Origin of the sequence: Microbacterium sp. RU33B (assembly GCF_900155915.1) — a bacterium.
In the GTDB taxonomy this organism is placed as follows: Bacteria; Actinomycetota; Actinomycetes; order Actinomycetales; family Microbacteriaceae; genus Microbacterium.
In genome coordinates, this window is sequence record NZ_FTPO01000003.1 from 202,716 (window position 1) to 220,473 (window position 17,758).

Annotated in this window: 15 protein-coding genes; 8 read left to right on the forward strand and 7 right to left on the reverse strand. The window is 71.7% G+C overall.

Annotated features, from left to right (window positions below; translation table 11 throughout):
- Positions 1-6: 6 nt before the first annotated feature.
- Positions 7-3,006, forward strand: a complete 3,000-nt coding sequence (locus B0B14_RS16625; RefSeq protein ID WP_076683093.1) for a hypothetical protein — start codon at positions 7-9, stop codon at positions 3,004-3,006.
- A gap of 86 nt (positions 3,007-3,092) precedes the next feature.
- Positions 3,093-3,605, forward strand: coding sequence for a hypothetical protein (locus B0B14_RS14375; RefSeq protein ID WP_143733735.1), 513 nt, complete (start codon positions 3,093-3,095; stop codon positions 3,603-3,605).
- Positions 3,606-3,666: 61 nt separating this feature from the next.
- On the opposite strand, the gene B0B14_RS14380 is transcribed toward B0B14_RS14375, so the two are convergent.
- From B0B14_RS14380 to B0B14_RS14390, 3 genes are all read right to left on the reverse strand, one after another.
- The gene (locus B0B14_RS14380; RefSeq protein ID WP_076683097.1) at positions 3,667-4,071 is read right to left on the reverse strand and encodes a YccF domain-containing protein; all 405 of its coding nucleotides are present in this window, start codon (positions 4,069-4,071) and stop codon (positions 3,667-3,669) included.
- 69 nt (positions 4,072-4,140) lie between these two features.
- Positions 4,141-4,449 (reverse strand): hypothetical protein, encoded by a 309-nt coding sequence (locus tag B0B14_RS14385; protein WP_076683099.1) that lies wholly within the window; start codon positions 4,447-4,449, stop codon positions 4,141-4,143.
- Complete coding sequence (locus B0B14_RS14390; RefSeq protein ID WP_076683102.1) at positions 4,446-6,059, reverse strand: PspC domain-containing protein; 1,614 nt, start codon at positions 6,057-6,059, stop codon at positions 4,446-4,448. The genes B0B14_RS14385 and B0B14_RS14390 overlap by 4 nt, the downstream gene beginning before the upstream one ends.
- Before the next feature lie 115 nt (positions 6,060-6,174).
- Here B0B14_RS14390 and B0B14_RS14395 point away from each other — a divergent pair, with 115 nt between their 5' ends.
- The 5 genes from B0B14_RS14395 (at position 6,175) to ligD (ending at position 12,783) form a co-directional block, all read left to right on the forward strand.
- Positions 6,175-7,383: an ATP-binding protein gene (locus B0B14_RS14395; RefSeq protein WP_076683620.1), complete on the forward strand. Its 1,209-nt coding sequence runs from the start codon at positions 6,175-6,177 to the stop codon at positions 7,381-7,383.
- Positions 7,376-8,044 carry a LuxR C-terminal-related transcriptional regulator gene (locus B0B14_RS14400; RefSeq protein WP_076683104.1) on the forward strand — a complete coding sequence of 223 codons (669 nt, stop codon included), beginning with the start codon at positions 7,376-7,378 and terminating at the stop codon, positions 8,042-8,044. Before B0B14_RS14395 ends, B0B14_RS14400 begins: the two co-directional genes overlap by 8 nt.
- A 50-nt stretch (positions 8,045-8,094) precedes the next feature.
- Entirely contained in the window at positions 8,095-10,596 is a 2,502-nt protein-coding gene (locus B0B14_RS14405; RefSeq protein ID WP_076683106.1) for an ATP-dependent helicase, read from the forward strand.
- Between the two features lie 50 nt (positions 10,597-10,646).
- Positions 10,647-11,690 (forward strand): SseB family protein, encoded by a 1,044-nt coding sequence (locus tag B0B14_RS14410; RefSeq protein ID WP_076683108.1) that lies wholly within the window; start codon positions 10,647-10,649, stop codon positions 11,688-11,690.
- A gap of 61 nt (positions 11,691-11,751) precedes the next feature.
- On the forward strand, positions 11,752-12,783 hold the full coding sequence (ligD, locus tag B0B14_RS14415) for a non-homologous end-joining DNA ligase (protein ID WP_076683110.1): 1,032 nt from the start codon (positions 11,752-11,754) through the stop codon (positions 12,781-12,783).
- A 6-nt stretch (positions 12,784-12,789) separates the two neighbouring features.
- On the opposite strand, the gene B0B14_RS14420 is transcribed toward ligD, so the two are convergent.
- The 3 genes from B0B14_RS14420 to B0B14_RS14430 all read right to left on the reverse strand — a co-directional run bounded on the left by B0B14_RS14420 (position 12,790) and on the right by B0B14_RS14430 (position 16,612).
- Positions 12,790-14,100, reverse strand: a complete 1,311-nt coding sequence (locus B0B14_RS14420) for a threonine/serine exporter family protein (protein ID WP_076683112.1) — start codon at positions 14,098-14,100, stop codon at positions 12,790-12,792.
- Positions 14,101-14,358: 258 nt separating this feature from the next.
- Complete coding sequence (locus B0B14_RS14425) at positions 14,359-15,519, reverse strand: AI-2E family transporter (RefSeq protein ID WP_076683114.1); 1,161 nt, start codon at positions 15,517-15,519, stop codon at positions 14,359-14,361.
- A 49-nt stretch (positions 15,520-15,568) separates the two neighbouring features.
- Entirely contained in the window at positions 15,569-16,612 is a 1,044-nt protein-coding gene (locus tag B0B14_RS14430) for an ATP-dependent DNA ligase (protein WP_076683116.1), read from the reverse strand.
- 176 nt (positions 16,613-16,788) lie between these two features.
- Here B0B14_RS14430 and B0B14_RS14435 point away from each other — a divergent pair, with 176 nt between their 5' ends.
- Positions 16,789-17,199: a VOC family protein gene (locus B0B14_RS14435; RefSeq protein ID WP_076683118.1), complete on the forward strand. Its 411-nt coding sequence runs from the start codon at positions 16,789-16,791 to the stop codon at positions 17,197-17,199.
- Here the strand turns inward: B0B14_RS14435 and B0B14_RS14440 are convergent.
- Positions 17,184-17,732 carry a hypothetical protein gene (locus tag B0B14_RS14440; RefSeq protein ID WP_076683120.1) on the reverse strand — a complete coding sequence of 183 codons (549 nt, stop codon included), beginning with the start codon at positions 17,730-17,732 and terminating at the stop codon, positions 17,184-17,186. The two genes, B0B14_RS14435 and B0B14_RS14440, sit on opposite strands and share 16 nt — an antisense overlap.
- Between the last annotated feature and the right edge of the window lie 26 nt (positions 17,733-17,758).

Genomic DNA, 17,758 nt, shown 5'->3' on the forward strand with positions numbered 1-17,758 from the left:
TCCTCCATGGCGACGGCGCGCGGCAGGGGCATCCTCGCCGTCGTCGTCTCCGCGAGTCTGCTGGCGGCCGGTGCCGGTGTCGGCCTCGTCGTGGGCGACGCGCTCGGCATCCGCACGGAGGCGTCCGCGCAGATGACCCCGGCGCCGCCCGTCGTCCCGGAGATCGCGCCGTCCGTGCCGCCGCCCCGCATCGCCGCGGTCGACCTGCCCCCGGGTCCGCGGTTCGAGGCCGCCCTCGACGAGCTCCTCGACGCGGTCGCCGATGCCCCCGCGCGTGCGGGCGAGATCGCTCTCACCGTCTCGGTCGCCGCGGACGCGACGCCGACGGAGGACGCCTACGAGGTCGTCGAGGTGGACGGCGGACTGTCGGTGCGGGCGCCGTCCGAAGCCGGGGCGGTGCGCGGCGTCTACGACCTGGCCGCCGCCGTCCGGGCCGGCCGCGATCTGCGCGGAGAGGTCGGCGCGCACGCGGCATCCGCGCTGCCGCTGCGCATGGTCGACCTGGGGGCGGTCGGCGTCGCGGTGGATCCGTCGCAATGGGCCGACGGCACCGACTACTCGCACGTCTCGCGGGCGTTCGACGACGTGTACCTCGCCGAAGAGCCCTACATCGATGGCGATGCACTCTCCGACGCGTACGTCGAGTGGGACGAGTTCCTGCGGCACTCTCTCGCGAACGGCTACAACGCCGTCGCGTGGCCGGGCTTCGTCGAGTACGCGACCTTCGACGGCGTCTACGCCGACGGTGACCCGCACCTGGCACGCGCCGCCGCACTCACCGATGCGTTCGGACCCTTCTGGGACCACGCGGCCGCGCTGGGCGTCAAGGTCTTCCTCCGCACCGACATGCCCACGCTCTCGCCCGAGCTCGAGGCATCCTTCGTCGACCGCTTCGGATCGCTCGACACCGAGAATCCGGCGCTGTGGCAGGTCTACGCCGATGCGCTCGACACGCTGTACGCCGCGCAGCCCGCGCTGAGCGGCGTCCTGATCCGCATCGGCGAAGGCGGGTCGATCTACCAGGAGCCGGGCTGGGACTACTACTCCGCGATCGCCGTGCGCACACCCGAAGCCGTGCGGACGATGCTCGAGACGTACGCGGCGCAGGCGGAGGCGTCCGGCCGCGAGGTGATCTTCCGCACCTGGAGCGTGGGCATCGGCGACGTCGGCGACATGCACACGGATGCCGACTCCTACCGGGCGGTGCTCGACGGCGTCGATTCGCCCGCCCTCATCGTGTCGACGAAGTACACGCTCGGCGACTTCTACAGCTGGCTGCCGCTGAACGACACGCTCGCCGTCGGCGACCAGCGGCGCATCGTGGAGTTCCAGAGCCGTCGCGAGTTCGAGGCGTTCGGGTCGTTCGCGAACGACCTCGGTCCCGAGTACCAGTGGGCGCTGCAGACGCTCCTCGCCGAGAATCCGCGCATCGAGGGCGTGTGGACGTGGACGCAGGACGGCGGTCCGTGGCGAGCCGGACCCCTGTCGCTGTATCTCAAGTCCGGGTTCTGGCAGCTCTCCGAGCTGAACACCCTGACGGCTGCCGCGCTGGCGCGCGATCCGGACGCGGATGTCGGCGAGGTCACCGTCGCCTGGGCGCGCGAGTACTTCTCCGACGACCCCGCAACGCTGACGGCGATCGTCGAGGCGATGGCGCTGTCGCGCGACGCCGTGCGTCAGGGGCTGTACCTGCAGCCGTTCGCCGAGGAGCGCGCGTTCGCGATCGGGCTCGAGCCGCCGCCGCAGATGTGGCTGTTCGAGTGGGACATCCTCACCGGCGACTCGGCCACCCTCGACGTGCTGTACACGATCATCGGGCGCGACCGCGTCGACGAGACGATCGCGCTCGGCCGCGAGGCGGTCGAGACCGCCGACCGCATGAAGACGCTGGTCGAGGCGACGGACGTCGCGACCTGGCGCGACCCGTCGCTGCGCGAGGCCTTCACGACGACGCTCTCCTACGAGGCCGACACACTGCGTCTCCTCTCGGCCTATCGCGAGATGTTCCTGCGCCAAGCCGAGTGGCACGACACGCTGTCGCCCGACGCGCACGCGCAGTGGCAGCAGGCGCGCGACGCGTACGCGGCGCTCGCGGCCGAGCACCTCGCGCAGTACGACGGAGATCTCGACCACCCGGCCTGGAACCTGACGGCCGCGCAGCTCGGCGTCGACCGCGCCGACCGCGATCTGCCCATGGCCTGGGCCGCGCGCGTGCTGCTGGTCCTCGGGGCGGCGTGGGTGCTGATCGGCATGTTCGCGGCCCGCACGCGGCTCGTGCGCCGACCGGGTGCCGCGGCCGCCCGGGCGACGTGGCTCGGGTCGACCCGGCCGTGGCGCGCCCGCGAGTCGACGCTCGGCCTCCTGCCGCTCGACAAGTGGCTGCTCCTCCTCGTGCCCGGCGGGCTCCTCGTCGCGACCCGGCTCGTGCAGACCTCGTTCCTGTCGTGGACGCACCCCGCCCTCGTGTTCGCCGCCTGGATCGCGTTCGCCGTCGTCGTGCGCCTCATCGTCGGGCGCCGCTCGCCCTGGCCGGTCATGGCCGCGGTGGGCGGAGTCGTCGTGCTGCGCTGCCTCGTCGCCCTCGCCGCCCTGTCGCTCACCGGACCAGGGGGGTACTGGTTCGCGTTCTGGACCGAGCCCGCACTCCGCGTCGTCTACATCGCCGTCGCGTTCGCCCTCTTCGCGTGGCTGTTCGTCGCCGCCGGATGGGCGCTGTCGGCCCAGTTCGGAGCCCGCCGCTCGTGGGGTGCCGTGCTCGCCGGCGTCGGCGCGGGTCTCGCCGTCCCCGCGCTCGCGGTGGCGGCGGTCGGCCTCGAGCCGGCCCTCACGATCTGGAACGACCAGGTGGGGCTCCTGCCCTGGGGCCTCGCCCGCATCCTCGGGATCACGACGTACCTCGAGATCCCGGATGCCTCGGCCCTCGTCGCGGGCGTGTTCGGCCTGGCCGTGTGCGCGGTCGGGGTGCTGCTGGCCCTGCCGTGGCGACGCACCCGCGTCGAGGCCTGAGCTTCCGCGGCTTCCCGAGGCGGGCTCACGCGATCGGCGGGGGTATCCTGGAAGCTTCCCCGAATCGATTCGAAGAGGTGTTCGCCATGCGCTCACGAAGCACAGCCATCCTGTCCATCGCCGCCGCCGCCGTCCTGCTCGCCGGCTGCTCGTCGACTCCGAGTCCCGCCAGCACGTCGGCGACCGACCAGGTCGTGGATTCGTCGTTCGAGTCGCCCGCCGCCATGAGCGAGCGCGTCGGCGCCGACGGCGTGGCCCTCGAGGTGTGGAGCAGCGCGGCGCCGGACGGTGCCGCCGAGGCCGCTCTCGACGCGCCCGAGGCGGGCACGCAGTGGGTCACCGTCAACGTCGCCCAGTGGGTCTCGACCGAAGGCCTGAAGGACGTCGACGCCGCACCCGTGCTGCGTTCGACCGTCGACGAGTCGTTCGTCGGCACGGCCGTCTCGCCCCGCTCGATCGAGGTGCCGATGACGCCGGAGAAGTCCTACACGTTCGCGTGGAGCTTCCAGGTGCCCGAGAACCTCGTCGACGCCGGCGCGCTCGTGCTGTGCACGACCGACGCCGACGACAGCGCCTGCAGCGCGCTCGTCGCGGGCTGATCGACCTCACTCACGCGAAGACCCCCCGGCGCACGTCGCCGGGGGGTCTTCGCGTCGAGCGTCAGCGACCGAGGGTCTGGTCGAAAGCGCCCTGTCGCGTGGAGACGATGTCCTTTCCGAGCGGCATGAGCGAGATCGGCACCATCTTGAAGTCGGCGATGGCCATCGGGATGCCGATGATCGTGAGGCACAGCGCGATGCCCGACACGATATGGCCGAGCGCCAGCCACCAGCCCGCGAGGATCACCCAGATGACGTTGCCGAGGAACGAGCCGACGCCCGCGGTCGGCTTCGGCACGATCGTGCGTCCGAACGGCCAGATGACGTAGCCGGCGGTGCGGAACGACGCGATCGCCCACGGGATCGTGATGATCGGGATGCACAGGAGCACACCCGCGAGGACATAGCCGAGGAAGAGCCAGAATCCGGCGAAGATGAGCCAGATGATGTTCAGCAGGGTGCGCATGGACTCATTCTCCCAAGGGATGCCTGAACGACTGCCGATCTCCGTGGCACCGGCCGCGACTGCAGACGATCAGGCGCGTTGCTCCGGGGAGGGCGTCAGGGATCTCTGGGCGCGGCGGAGGAGTCCGACGAGCCCGGCGACGAGCAGCACGACACCGAGGGCGAGCACCGCGACGCCGGCGACCGTCGGGCCCGTCAGCTGGGAAGACCACTGCGCGACGTCGTCGCGCCGATCGGCGGAGCCGACGATCCAGAGCGCGGCGACCGACAGGGCGGAGAAGAACAGGCCCCAGACGATCCCGGCCCAGCGGACGCGCGCGGTCAGGGCGGGGGAGTCGGTCGCGCGGGGAGCCGCATCGGCGGTGGCGTCGAAGGTCATGGGGTGGTCTCCGTGTCTCGGGGAAGGGTGAAGTAGACGGTCACGCCGCCCGATCGCTGGTCGATCTCGACGCGCTGTCGCGTGGTCGGGGGGCCGTCGCCGCTGACGATCGTCGTCTCGACCAGCCAGCCGTCGTCCCTCGCGGTCCGTCGCTGGTCGACCGGCTGCTCCACGTAGTCGCCGGTGTCGGGGTCGATGGAGACGAACTGCACGAGGCCGGAGCCGGAGCGGACGGAGAGCGACAGCTCGACACCCGGGTCGACCGAGATCGACGTGTAGCCCGCCTGCTTGTCCACGACGATCGGATCGGATGCGGCGCCGCGCTCGAAGAGCGTGATGTCGAGCGAGCCCCACGGCTGGATGACCGGCGCGTCGCGCGGGACGAGATTGGTGATTCCTACGTCGCCCACGACGACGCCGCGCATCGCAGCCGTCGCGGTGCTGAGGCCACCGAGCACCAGCAGCACGATCGCGACGAAGGCGAGGAATCCGGATCGGCGTCGCAGTGCGCCGGCGATGATCATCGAGACGCCGACCACGGCCGCCGCGGCGAAGACGCCCAGGGGCGGGGCGAAGGCATCGTCGCGGGCTCCCGATGCTCCCCAGAGCGCCGTGGCCGCGCCGACCACGAGCGCGGCGCCGAGCACGAAGAACACGAACGGCGCGCTCGTGCGGGGAGCGGTGAGCTTGCGGATGCGGCGGCGCTCCGCGGCCTCGGCGGCGAAGACCGCGCCGGCGGCTTCGCGTTCGCGGCGCGCCTGCTCGCGCGCGGCGCGTCCGGCATCCTGCTGCGCCCGGCGCCAGGCGTCGTTCTGGGTGCGCCACTCGTCGTGCTGCGTGCGCCATGCGGCCACCTCGGCGTCCGTTGTCGGTCCCGTCGGCGCGGGAGGCTCGATCGGCGGCGCGGGCGCGGCATCCGGCACCCCGCCCTCGGCGTCGAGGGGAGTCGTCGGGGCGCCGTCGCCCGACGAGGGCGCCTCGACGGAGCCCGGGACTGCGAGATCCGCGGAAGCCGTTCGCGGATCCGAGTCTTCCCGGGGGCTGCGGCCTCGCCGTGCCAGACGCACGACGAGGAAGACGAGTCCGCCGATCGCGGCGAGCGTGACGGTCCAGCCGATGAAGATCGTGAGGCCGGAGGGGAGGAGGTTCCAGCCCCATCCGTCGGCCGGGTAGCCGCCCGTGGCGAATCCCCACAGCGGCCAGAGCAGCAGGCTCGAGAGCCACGGCAGCACCGGCACGAGCGTGAGCAGCGCGAGGATCACGATGCCGGTCAGGGCGGAGTCCCAGCGCCCGCGGAAGAGCTCCTGCAGGTGGATGCGACCGCGCACGTCGGGCAGCAGCGCCCAGGCGATCGCGTACAGGAGGAACATCGGCGCGCCGAGGACGGTGGCCACGACGACGATTCCCCGCACGATGACGGGGTCGATGCGCAGCCGTGCCGCGATCCCGGCGCACACTCCGCCGAGCCAGCCGTCGATCCGCACGACGCCGAACCCGCGCACCCACGCGAAGAAGCGGTCCGAAGCGGTGGGCATGCCCGCGGGCGCGGGCGGCGGCGGACCCGGATCGGCGATCGGGGGAGCCTCGGAGGGCGGCGTCGGTGAGGTCATGCTCCGATCCTCGCCGCGCGCGGCATCCGCCCGCCATGGGGTGAACCCCTGAGCGGACCCTGATTCTGCCGCTCGAGCGCATCGATCGGCGCCGTCGGATGGTGTGATGGGTGACATGACCACCGCCGCCCCCTCCGTCGCGACGGCGGATGCCGCGCGCGCCGCGTCTCGTCCTCCGCTTCTGAGGCCGCGCGAATGCGCCGTGTCGGGAACGGCCGAAGGACTCGCGGATCACCTCGGGTGGCGTCCGCTCACCGTCCGCGTGGCCCTCGCCGTCCTCTGCCTGCTCTGGGGCGCCGGGGTCCTCCTCTACCTCTGGCTGTGGGCGCTCACGCCGTGGCGGCCCGGCCCCGACGCTCCGTCCCGGCGCGTCCCCGTCGCCTGGGTGCTGACGGCCGCGGCGTCCGTCGCCGGCTTCACGACCGTGCTGTGGGTGTCCGCGTGGGGCGGCCCGTACAGCGGTCCGTCTGCGTGGGTCGTGGCGTGCAGCGCGACCTCCGTCCTCGGGATCGTGGCCGGCAGCTGGGCCACCCTCGTCGACACGCGCGACCCGGCGCGCGGGCCCCGGCACGCGCTCGCCGTGCGGCTGACGGTGACCGGGATCCTCGTGGTCGTGCTCGTCGTGCTCCTCGCCGTCGCGGGGTCGTCGTCGGCGGGTCTGTTCGGCCTCGTCATGTCGCTCGGCGTGCTGATCTCGATCGCCCTCGTGCACGCCACGACGCTCCTCGCGAAGTGGCGCGAACTGTCGGGGGAGAGGGTGCGGCGGATCCGCGAGGAGCAGCGCAGCGAGATGGCCGCCCACCTGCACGACTCGGTGCTGCAGACGCTCGCACTCATCCAGAACCGGGCGGGCGCCTCGAGCGAAGTGGCGCGGATCGCCCGCGCTCAGGAGCGCGAGCTGCGGTCGTGGCTGTACGACGGAGATGCACCGGCCGACAGCGACCTGCCGACCGACCTGCGCGACTTCGCCGGCGCCCTCGAGCTCGACTACCCGGTGCGCATCGATGTCGTCTCGGCAGGATCGTCCACCGAGCGGGCGAGCGGAGACGTCGCCGCGGCGGCGCGGGAGGCGATGCTGAACGCCGCACGGCACGCCGGCGGAGAGGTGTCGGTGTACATCGAGGGCTCACCGGCCGGCGTCGACGTGTTCGTGCGCGATCGCGGTGCGGGGTTCGATCTGACGGTGGTCCCCGGCGACCGCCTGGGCGTGCGCGAATCCATCATCGGCCGGATGCGCCGCGCCGGGGGATCGGCGACCGTGCGCCCGACGGCCACCGGCACGGAGGTGCATCTGCGCCTGGATGCCGAGGTGCGTCGTGGCTGACGGCATCCGGGTCGTGATCGTCGACGACCACTCGATCTTCCGCTCGGGCCTGCGCACCGATCTCGATCCGTCGATCGTCGTGGTGGGCGAGGCGGCGGATGTCGCGTCGGCCCTCGCCGTCATCGCGGAGACGCAGCCGGATGTCGTGCTGCTCGACGTGCACCTGCCCGGGGCGTCGGATGCCGGCGTCGCCGACGCGACGGGAGGCGAAGCCGTGATCCGGCGGTCGGCCCCGACGTCGGCCCGCTTCCTCGCGCTGAGCGTGTCGGATGCCGCGGAAGACGTCGTGCGGGTCATCCGCGCCGGCGCGCGGGGCTACATCACGAAGGGGTCGTCGGGGGGCGAGGTCGCGCAGGCCGTGCACGCGGTGGCCGGCGGCGACGCGGTGTTCTCGCCCCGGCTGGCGGGCTTCGTGCTGGATGCCTTCGGCGCGGTGGCAGGCGAGACCGCGAAGGCCGACGACGAGCTCGACCGGCTCTCGGCGCGCGAGCAGGAGGTCATGCGCCTGATCGCGCGCGGCTACGCCTACAAGGAGGTCGCCGCCGAGCTGTTCATCTCGTCCAAGACCGTGGAGACGCACGTGTCGGCCGTGCTGCGCAAGCTGCAGCTCTCGTCGCGCTACGAGCTCACGGCGTGGGCGTCGGAGCGGCGCCTGCTCTGAGTCTCCGCGCGCTCCGCGGCGTCGGAGCCCCGACCTAGACTGGACCGGTCATGACAGACGCTTCTCCGGCCGCGCCCCGCGCGGCATCCGTCCCCCTCATCGTCCCCGGCGGCAGTGGTCCGCGCGCGGGTGGCACGCGACCCGACGAAGACCTCCTCGAAGGGCTGAACGGCCCGCAGCGCGAGGCCGTCACCTATCGCGGGCAGTCGCTGCTGATCGTCGCCGGTGCCGGCTCCGGCAAGACGAGCGTCCTCACGCGGCGCATCGCCTCGCTGCTGCGAGGCCGCGAGGCGTGGCCGAGCCAGATCCTCGCGATCACGTTCACGAACAAGGCCGCCGGCGAGATGCGCGAGCGCGTCGTGCAGATCGTGGGCGATTCCGCCCGCAGCATGTGGATCTCGACGTTCCACTCGGCGTGCGTGCGCATCCTGCGGCGCGAAGCGCAGCAGTTCGGGTTCACGAGCTCGTTCACGATCTACGACTCGGGCGACTCGCGGGCGCTCCTGAAGCGTCTGGTCAAGGAGCACGAGGCGGATGCCTTCGGTCTGACTCCGGCCGGCGTGCAGAGCCGCATCTCCAAGCTCAAGAACGAACTGGCGGATGCCGAGTCCTACGCCCGCCAGGCCAACATGAACGATCCCGCCGAGCGCATCTTCGTCGACGTGTTCGCCGATTATCAGCGGGCCCTGCAGAAGGCGAACGCGTTCGACTTCGACGACCTCATCGGGCAGACGGTGTACCTGTTTCGCGCCTTCCCGCACGTGGCCGATGTGTACCGACGCCGATTCCGGCACATCCTCGTCGACGAGTACCAGGACACCAACCACGCCCAGTACGCCCTGATCCACGAGCTCACCAAAGCACCGGGCTCCGACACCTCGTCGGCCTCAGGTCAGCCGTATGCCGATACCGGCATGATGATCTTCGACGCCCCATCGCCGGGAGCCGTGGATGCGCCCGGCGGCGCGTCGCTCACCGTCGTCGGCGACTCCGACCAGTCGATCTACGCGTTCCGCGGCGCCGACATCCGCAACATCACCGAGTTCGAGCGCGACTACCCGGGCGCCAAGGTCGTGCTGCTCGAGCAGAACTACCGGTCGACGCAGAACATCCTCAGCGCCGCGAACGCCGTCATCGGCAACAACTTCGACCGCAAGGACAAGAAGCTGTGGACCGACGTCGGCGCCGGCGAGAAGATCGTCGGCTTCACCGGCTACTCGCAGCACGACGAAGCGCAGTTCGTCGCCGACGAGGTCGAAGTGCTGCGCAAAGCGGGGGTCGACTACTCGCAGATGGCGGTGTTCTACCGCACGAACTCGCAGTCCCGGGCGCTGGAGGAGATCCTCATCCGCTCGGCCGTGCCCTACAAGATCATGGGCGGCACGAAGTTCTACGACCGCGCCGAGATCAAGGACGCCCTCGCGTACCTGGTCGCGGTGGCCAACCCCGCCGACGAGATGGCGCTGCGGCGCATCCTGAACAAGCCGCGACGGGGCATCGGCGACGTCACCGAGACCGCGATCGCGCGCTACGCCGCCGACGAGGGCATCACGTTCCGCGATGCGCTCGCCAATGCGTCGGCGCTCGGCGTCGGCCCCAAGATCCAGGCGGCGATCTCGCACCTCGATGCCGTGCTGGCCGAGGCCGCTGAGATCATGCTCCCGTCGTCGGGCGAGATCGCCCCACCCACCGCCGTCGCCGAGGGGCTGCAGCTCCTGCTGGGCAAGAGCGGCTACCTCGACGCGCTGCGCATCAGCAAAGACCCGCAGGACGAGGCCCGCGTCGAGAACCTCGACGAGATGGTCGCGGTGGCCCGCGAGTTCGCGCGCAACAACCCCGAGGGCACGCTGCTCGACTTCCTGACGGAGGTCGCGCTCGTCTCCGACGCCGATGACCTCGAAGACGCGTCGGGCTCGGTGTCGCTCATGACCCTGCACACGGCGAAGGGCCTCGAGTACGACGCCGTCTTCGTGACGGGCGTCGAGGAGGACCTCATCCCGCACCGCATCTCCGCGGGCGAGCCCGGCGGCCCGCAGGAGGAACGGCGACTGTTCTACGTCGGCATCACGCGGGCGCGCAAGCGTCTGTACCTGTCGCTGGCCATGACCCGCGCACAGTTCGGCGAGGTCACCGTCGCGATGCCGAGCCGATTCCTGCAGGAGATCCCGGCCGAGCTCGTGCACTGGCGGCAGTCGCCGGGCGACGTCAACTCGCGCGGGGGCTCGCAGTCCCGCGCGCTCAACGCGCGACGCGGCTCCGGCTGGGGCGGCGGCGGAGGCGGCAGCCGCTACGGCGACGACCTGGTCCCCCTGCCCCCGCGCGAGCGGCCCGCCGGCGGCATCGAGAAGTTCGCGAACCGCATCCCCTCCCGGGTGCGCGACAACGGCGACATGGAGCTGGCGCCGGGTGACCGCATCCGGCACGACGACTTCGGCGAAGGGCGCGTCGACGCGGTCACGGGCGAGGGCGCGAAGCGCGTCGCCCACGTGCGGTTCGAGTCGGCCGGACCGAAGAAGCTGCTGATCAAGATCGCGCCGATCGAGAAGCTGTAGCACGGCGACTCCCCGGGATTCTCCCCGGGCGACCGGGTTAGGCTCGCAGGATGGCCCTCTTCAAGCGCAAGCGCGACGACGCGCGTCCTGAGAAGTCCGTCGAGAGCGTGGCCGAGCACGCGCCGGATGTTGCGGCATCCGCTCCCGCCTCCGAACCGGATGCCGCGCCCGCCGTGGGCATCTCGATGTCGTCGTACGGGGGATTCGGCGCGGCGGCGAAGGCGCAGGCGGAGCCGGCGGCGGCCCCGGAGCCGACGCCGACGCCGACGTCTCAGCGACAGCCGGCCGTGCGCGGCCCCGAGCTCGCTCCGCCGCCGACAGAGACGATCCCCGGCCTCCGCGACAACGTGCTGCTGCGCGATGCCCTCGCGCAGCTGCCCGAGACCCCCTCGAACGAGGAGCTCGCCGGCGTCGCCCGGCACCTGCTGCAGGGGCACCTGTTCCTGCGCATCAAGGGCGACGCCCGCGCGCTCCTGTCGGAGGGCAAGGAGCTTCCGCTGGCCATCGCGACGCGCGGCGACCAGCAGTTCGTCCTGGTCTATTCCGGCGGTGCGGCGCTCCAGGCCGCCGTCTCGGCAGACAAGGACACCGACACCTCGGCGATGGGGCAGCCCGTCCTCACCGTGCTGCGCTACGTGCTCGCGAGCCCGTACGCCGGCATCATCATCGACGGCGCATCGGGAACGGCGCGGGCCGTGTATCCGCGCGCGCTGCTGGAGCGCATGCTCGCAGAGGCCGAGCCCGAGCTCGAGATCAAGTCGCTGCTCGCCGGGGAGCGCACCGACGCGACGGCGGGCGAGATCGCCGCGGCGCTCACGCGCGCCAAGTTCTGGCTCGCCGTCAACACGGCGACCGAAGGCCGGTACGGCGTCGCCGAGGCGCGCTCGCCGCAGGGCGACCGGCTGCTCGAGGTGTACTCGCACCCGCTGGAGGTCATCGCCATGGGCCGCGGCGACCAGCCCGCGCCGATGACCCCCGGCCAGCTCGCCAATGCGCTGCGCGCCGACGAGGGCATCACGGGGGTCATCGTCGATGCCGCCGGCCCCTGGATCAAGCTCACGCGCGACGACCTCGCCCCCCTGCTGGCGGACTGATCGGCGGCGGGGGCCCCGTCACGGGGTGCCGGATGTCGCGGCATCCCGATAGCGTCGGCGTATGGCGTCGCCTCGCATCACCCTCACCGTTCCCGGCCCCGACGGCGACCGGGAGGTCGCGCTCTCGAGCCCCGACCGGGTGATCTGGCCCGAGGTCGGCATCACGAAGCGGGAGCTCGCCGAGTACCTCATCGCCGTGTCGGGGCCGTTCCTGGCCGCGAACGGAGATCGACCGGTGTCGCTCGAGCGCTTCCCCGACGGGGTCGACGGCGAGCGCTTCTACTCGAAGAACCCGCCCAAGGGCACGCCCGACTTCGTCGAATCCGTGACCGTCCGCTACAACAGCGGACGCCGGCACCCCCAGCTCGTGCTCACCGAGATCGCGTCGGCGGTGTGGGCGGCGCAGATGAACACGGTCGTCTTCCACCCCTGGGCCTCACTCACCTCGAACACCGACAACCCCGTCGAGCTGCGCGTCGACCTCGACCCGGTGCCGGGGACGGGATTCGCCGAGGCGGCCGCCATCGCCCCGGCCCTGCGCGACGTGCTCGCCGAGGCGGGCCTCGAGGCGTGGATCAAGACGAGCGGCAGCCGAGGTATCCACGTCTTCTGCCCCATCGAACCGGAGTGGGAGTTCCTCGATGTGCGTCACGCCGTCATCGCCGCGGGCCGCGAACTCGAGCGGCGGATGCCCGACAGGGTGACCATGAACTGGTGGAAGGAGGAGCGCGGAGAGCGCATCTTCATCGACTTCAACCAGGCCAACCGCGACCGCACGATGGCGGGCGCCTACAGTCCGCGGGCGCTCGCGGGCGCGACGGTGTCGACGCCGATCGGCTGGGACGAGCTCGCCGAGGTCGATCCGTCGTCGTTCACCGTGCGCACCGTCCCGCAGCGTCTGGCCGACATCGGCGATCCGTGGGCGGGATTCCTCGACCGGCCCGGCCGCATCGACACGCTGCTCGAATGGTGGCAGCGCGACCTCGACGACGGGCTCGGCGAGCTGCCGTTCCCGCCCGAATTCCCCAAGATGCCGGGCGAGCCGCCGCGCGTGCAGCCGAGCCGCGCGAAGAAGCCCGCCGACGACGAGTAGCCCGCGTCAGCGCTCGGACTGCTGCCATTCGCGCTCGGTGAGGATGCGGGCGACGGTCAGCCCGATCGTGAGGGCGACGACGACGAAGACCGCCTGCACCCCGTTCTGCACGGCGGCGACGGTGTCGCCGTCGATCGTCGCGACGATGCTGCGATAGGCGGCGGCCCCCGGCACCATGATGATCACGCCGGGCACGGTGAGCGCGACGCGCGGCGACCGCACCCACCGCGAGACGACGAACGCGGCGATGCCGACGGCGAGCCCCGCCGCGGCGGCGGCGACCGCGGGGGAGACGTCGTGGTCGATGAGGGCGAGCCGAGCGACGTTGGCGATCGCGCCGATGACGGATGCCGTGAGCGCGATGCGCCAGGGGGTGGAGAACAGGATCGCGAAGCCGAGCACGCCCACGAACCCGGCGACGAGGCGGAGGGCCGACAGGAGGGGTTCGTCGACCAGCACGGGGGCGGTGGCGATCGGGCTGAAGCGGAAGGCCGCCGCGACCGCCCACACGGCCGTTCCCGTGGCGAGCAGCACGAGCGACGCATAGACGATGCGGGCGATCCCGGCGTGCAGGTCGCGGCGCGCCAGGTCCATGGCGCCGGTGACGAGCGGGAAGCCGGGCACGAGGAAGAGCACGGCGCTCGTGATCGCGGCATCGTGGTCGCCGGTCTCGAGCCCCGCGGCATCCAGCGCCGCCATCACGGCGAGGTAGCCCAGCAGTGCGACGACGGCGGCCACGAACACGAGCAGGAACTCGTTGACCCGCGCCCGCACCAGGAGGATGCGCACCCACTGCCCGACCGCGACGGCGAGGGCGACCGCGACGGCCTCGGCCCACCCGCCGTTGTTGAGCAGGGCGAACGCGGCGCACGCGAGCGCCGCAGCCGCGACGCGGAGCGCGATCGGGTAGCGCGGGGGCATCCCCTCGATCCGGTCGAGCTCGCGCTGCAGCACCAGCACCGAGACACCGTCGGCGACGTCGTGCACGAGACGGCGGAGCTCGGTGATGCGTCCTGCGTCGACGGCGATGTGGCCGACCTCGGCGACGCGCGTGCGGTAGATCGCACCGCGGTGGGCCGACATGACGATGTCGGTCATGCCCACGCGGCACTCCAGGTGATCGAGCCCGAGAGCATGGGCGATGCGCTCCATCGAGTCGCGCACGCGCGCCGACGAGGCGCCGGCGCCGAGCATGAGCTCGCCGAACCGCAGCACCGCGTCGACCCGTGCCATGAACCGGATCGGTTCGAGTCGCAGCTCCGCGGTCTCGGTCGGCTCGCCGGCCCCCGCGTCGGGGGTGTCGTCGTGAGCGGCCATGCCTTGATCCTGGCACTGCGGCCCCGCCGGCGCGAGGAATCCGTCCGTGTTTTCAGACCACAGGATGCCGAGATCGAGGCATCCTGTTATTCACGGCGAAGCCGCTTCCGCTCCCGCCCCTCCCGGGCGTAGCGTCGAGTCCACGACGACGGGATCCGGATCCGGAGAATGGACTCCCCGGCACCGTCGAGCAGGGCGAAACCCGCACGTCGGGCCACCGGAGACCGGTGCCGGTGCGGGTTCGTTCCGCGCCCGCGGTCAGGTCGCCTCGACGCGCTTGCGACGCGCCCAGCGCGCGGGGCGGTCCGGTCCGTCCCACACCTGGATGGCGCCCCACACCACGGCCGTGAGCGGCACGGCCAGCACGGCGCCGACGATCCCGCCGAGCACGGTGCCGATCGTCAGGGCGATCAGGATGACGAACGAGTGCAGCTTCATCGAGCGCCCCATCAGGAACGGCTGGAGGAAGTTGCCCTCGAGCTGATTGACGAGCACGACGACGCCGACCACGAACAGCGCGTTCACCCAGCCGTTCGCGACGAGCGCGACGAGCGCGGCGACGAACCCTGCGACGGTCGCGCCGACGATCGGGATGAACGCGAGCAGGAACACGAGCACCCCGAGCGGGAACCAGAGCGGCACCTGCAGGATCAGCAGACCGATCATGATGCCGACGGCGTCCACGAGGGCGACGCCCGCCGTTCCGCGCACGTACGATCCGAGCGTCGTGACGGTCTTGTCGCCCACACGGCGCGCCCGCGCGTAGTTCTCACCTCGGAAGGGGCGCAGGAGGAACTCCCACAGCTGCGGGCCGTCCTTGAGGAAGAAGAAGAGGATGACGACCAGCAGCACGAAGCCGGTCACGAAGTTCGCCACGGCGCCGACGCCGGCGAGCGCACCGGAGCCGAACTGCGCGCTCGTGACGAACCCGATGACGGTCTCGGTCCACTCGTCGAGCTGGGCCTGATCGGGCGCGATCGGCAGGGTCTGCACCCAGGCCAGGAGCTCCTGGAAGCCGCTCTCGGCCTGCGCGTACAGCTCATCCCACTGGTCGCGCACGGCCCAGACGATGAGCCAGCCGGCGCCGCCGAGCAGGACGACGATCGACAGCAGCGTCGCGAGCGTCGCGACGATCGAGGGGACGCCGCGCCGGCGCATCCACGTCATGACCGGCGCGAAGGCGCTCGCGAAGATGAGGGCGAGCAGGAGCGGGATCGTCACGACGGTGATCTGCTGGTTGCCCCAGATCACCCCGGCCGTGATGGCGACGACGATCATGATCTGCAGCGAACGGATGCTGACCTTGCCGAGGCCGTCGGACCACAGGCTCCACGGGGGCCTCGACGTGTCGATCCGCGTCGACACGGCGTTCGCCGGGTCGATGCGCACCTCTTTGGGGCCGGAACGGAAGATGCTCATCCCCCGACGGTAGACGACCCGGCAGGTCTTGCGCGGGGGCTTGACCTTTTCAGTCGAGCACGTCGCCGAGGTCGTAGGCCGACACGGTCTCGAGCTGGTCGTACGTGCACGAGCGGGGATCGCGGTCGGGCCGCCACCGCTCGAACTGCACGGTGTGACGGAAGCGCCACCCCTCGAGCTGGTCGTAGCGCACCTCGAGCACCTTCTCCGGGCGGAGCCGCACGAACGACGAGTCGGACCGGGTCGGGGTGAACCGGGACTTCTCGCCCTGCTGAGTGAGGGCCTCGCCGTCGTCGTCGCGCTCGACGAGGGGTGCGAGCTCGTCGACGAGCTCGAGGCGACGGGCGTTGCTCCATGCCGCCACGCCGCCGACGTTCATGAGCTGCCCGTCGTCGGAGTACAGGCCCACCAGGAGCGAGCCGACGCCCTGGCCCGACTTGTGCACCCGGTAGCCGAGCGCGACGACGTCGGCGGTGCGCGCGTGCTTGATCTTGAACATCGTGCGCTTGTTCGGCGCGTACGGCTGGGCGAGCGGCTTCGCGATCACGCCGTCGAGGCCTGCGCCCTCGAACTCCTCCAGCCAGCGCTCGGCCACGGCCTGCTCGTCGGTCGTGCGCGTGACGTGCAGCGGATGGGGGAGCGGGCCGAACAGCTCGACGAGCTGGGCGCGGCGAGCCGAGAACGGCTCGGCCTGCAGGTCGCGCTCGCCGCGGGCGAGGAGGTCGAAGGCGATGAACATCGCCGGCGTCTCCGCCGACAGCTTCGCCACGCGGGATGCCGCGGGATGGATGCGCTGCGTCAGGGCCTCCCAGTCGAGGCGCTGGCCGCCGGGACGCTCGGTGGGCACGACGATCTCCCCGTCGACGAGGCACGGCTCTGGCAGGAGTCGCGCGAAGGCCTCGACGAGCTCGGGGAAGTACCGCGTCAGCGGCTTGGCGCCGCGACTGCCGATCTCGACGGTCTCGCCGTCCCAGGAGACCAGCGCGCGGAAGCCATCCCACTTCGGCTCGTACGAGAACGGCCCGGCCGCGGCGTCCTGCGCCGGCACGGACGGGACGGACTTCGCCAGCATCGGCGCGGGGATCTCGTACATGCGTCCATCCTGCCGCGCACCATCGACATACGGGAGGGCGTGGTCTCTCGGCCCGCCGGTCGAGAACCGGAGGAGAAGCGGTGGTGTCGAGGACGATGGCGACCTTCTCCCCGCGTGTCGTCCTCCACCTTCGACCGGATCTGCCGGATGCCGACGCCTCCTGGTAGGCAGGGGACATGACCGTGACGAGCTTCTACCCCGTGCTCATGTCGGACGACGTCGCGGCGGCGGCGTTCTTCTACCGAGAAGTGGTCGGCTTCGAGCCCGTGTTCGAGAGCGACTGGTACGTCAGCCTGCGCCTGGGCGCATTCGAACTGGCGATCCTCGCCTCCGACCACGAGACGATCCCCGACGGCTACCGGCGCCCGATCCAGGGCGGCATGCTGCTCAACCTCGAGGTCGACGACGTCGACGCGGTGCACGAGCGACTCGCGGCGGACGAGCGCGTCCGCATCGTGCAGGCGCTGCGCGACGAGGAGTTCGGGCAGCGCCACTTCATCGCGGCCGCCCCCGGCGGCGTGCTGCTCGACGTCATCCAGCCGATCGAGCCGTCGGCGGAGTTCCTCGCCGCCTACGCGAGCGACTGAGCCGGCGCGGACTCGCGCAGGGTCGGCGCGGGCGTCGCTCGGAGGGTGAGCCGGAGTCGGGGAATCCGCACGCCCGTGCGCTCGGTCACGCGGAAGCACACGGCCGAGATCACGTAGAAGAGCACGTCGGCGACGACCTTGCCGGCCAGCAGTCCCCACACTGCGTCGCCGATCAGCACGACGCCGGCCATCATGAGCGCGGGGCGCAGGAAGAACGTGTCGAGGATCTCGGCGACGCCGAACTCCGCCACCAGGAGCGGCAGCGTCCGCACGGCCGCGCGCCGCCACCAGTTCGGCTCGCCCGACAACAGCCGCAGCTGCTCGTGCATGACCTGCGTGACGAGCACGCCGTAGAAACCCACGGTCGCGCCTCCGATGGCGGCCGCCGCGAGAAGCGGAGGGGAGTCGGTGGCGGATGCCGCGGCGATGCTCGCGAGGAGCATCGTGACGAGGCAGGCGATCTCCGCGGGCGCGTAGCGCCGGATCCAGAACCACGCCGAGCGGCCGAGCCTGCGTGTGGTGCCTGCGTCCATGCGGGCCTCCCGTCCTCCGTCAGAGA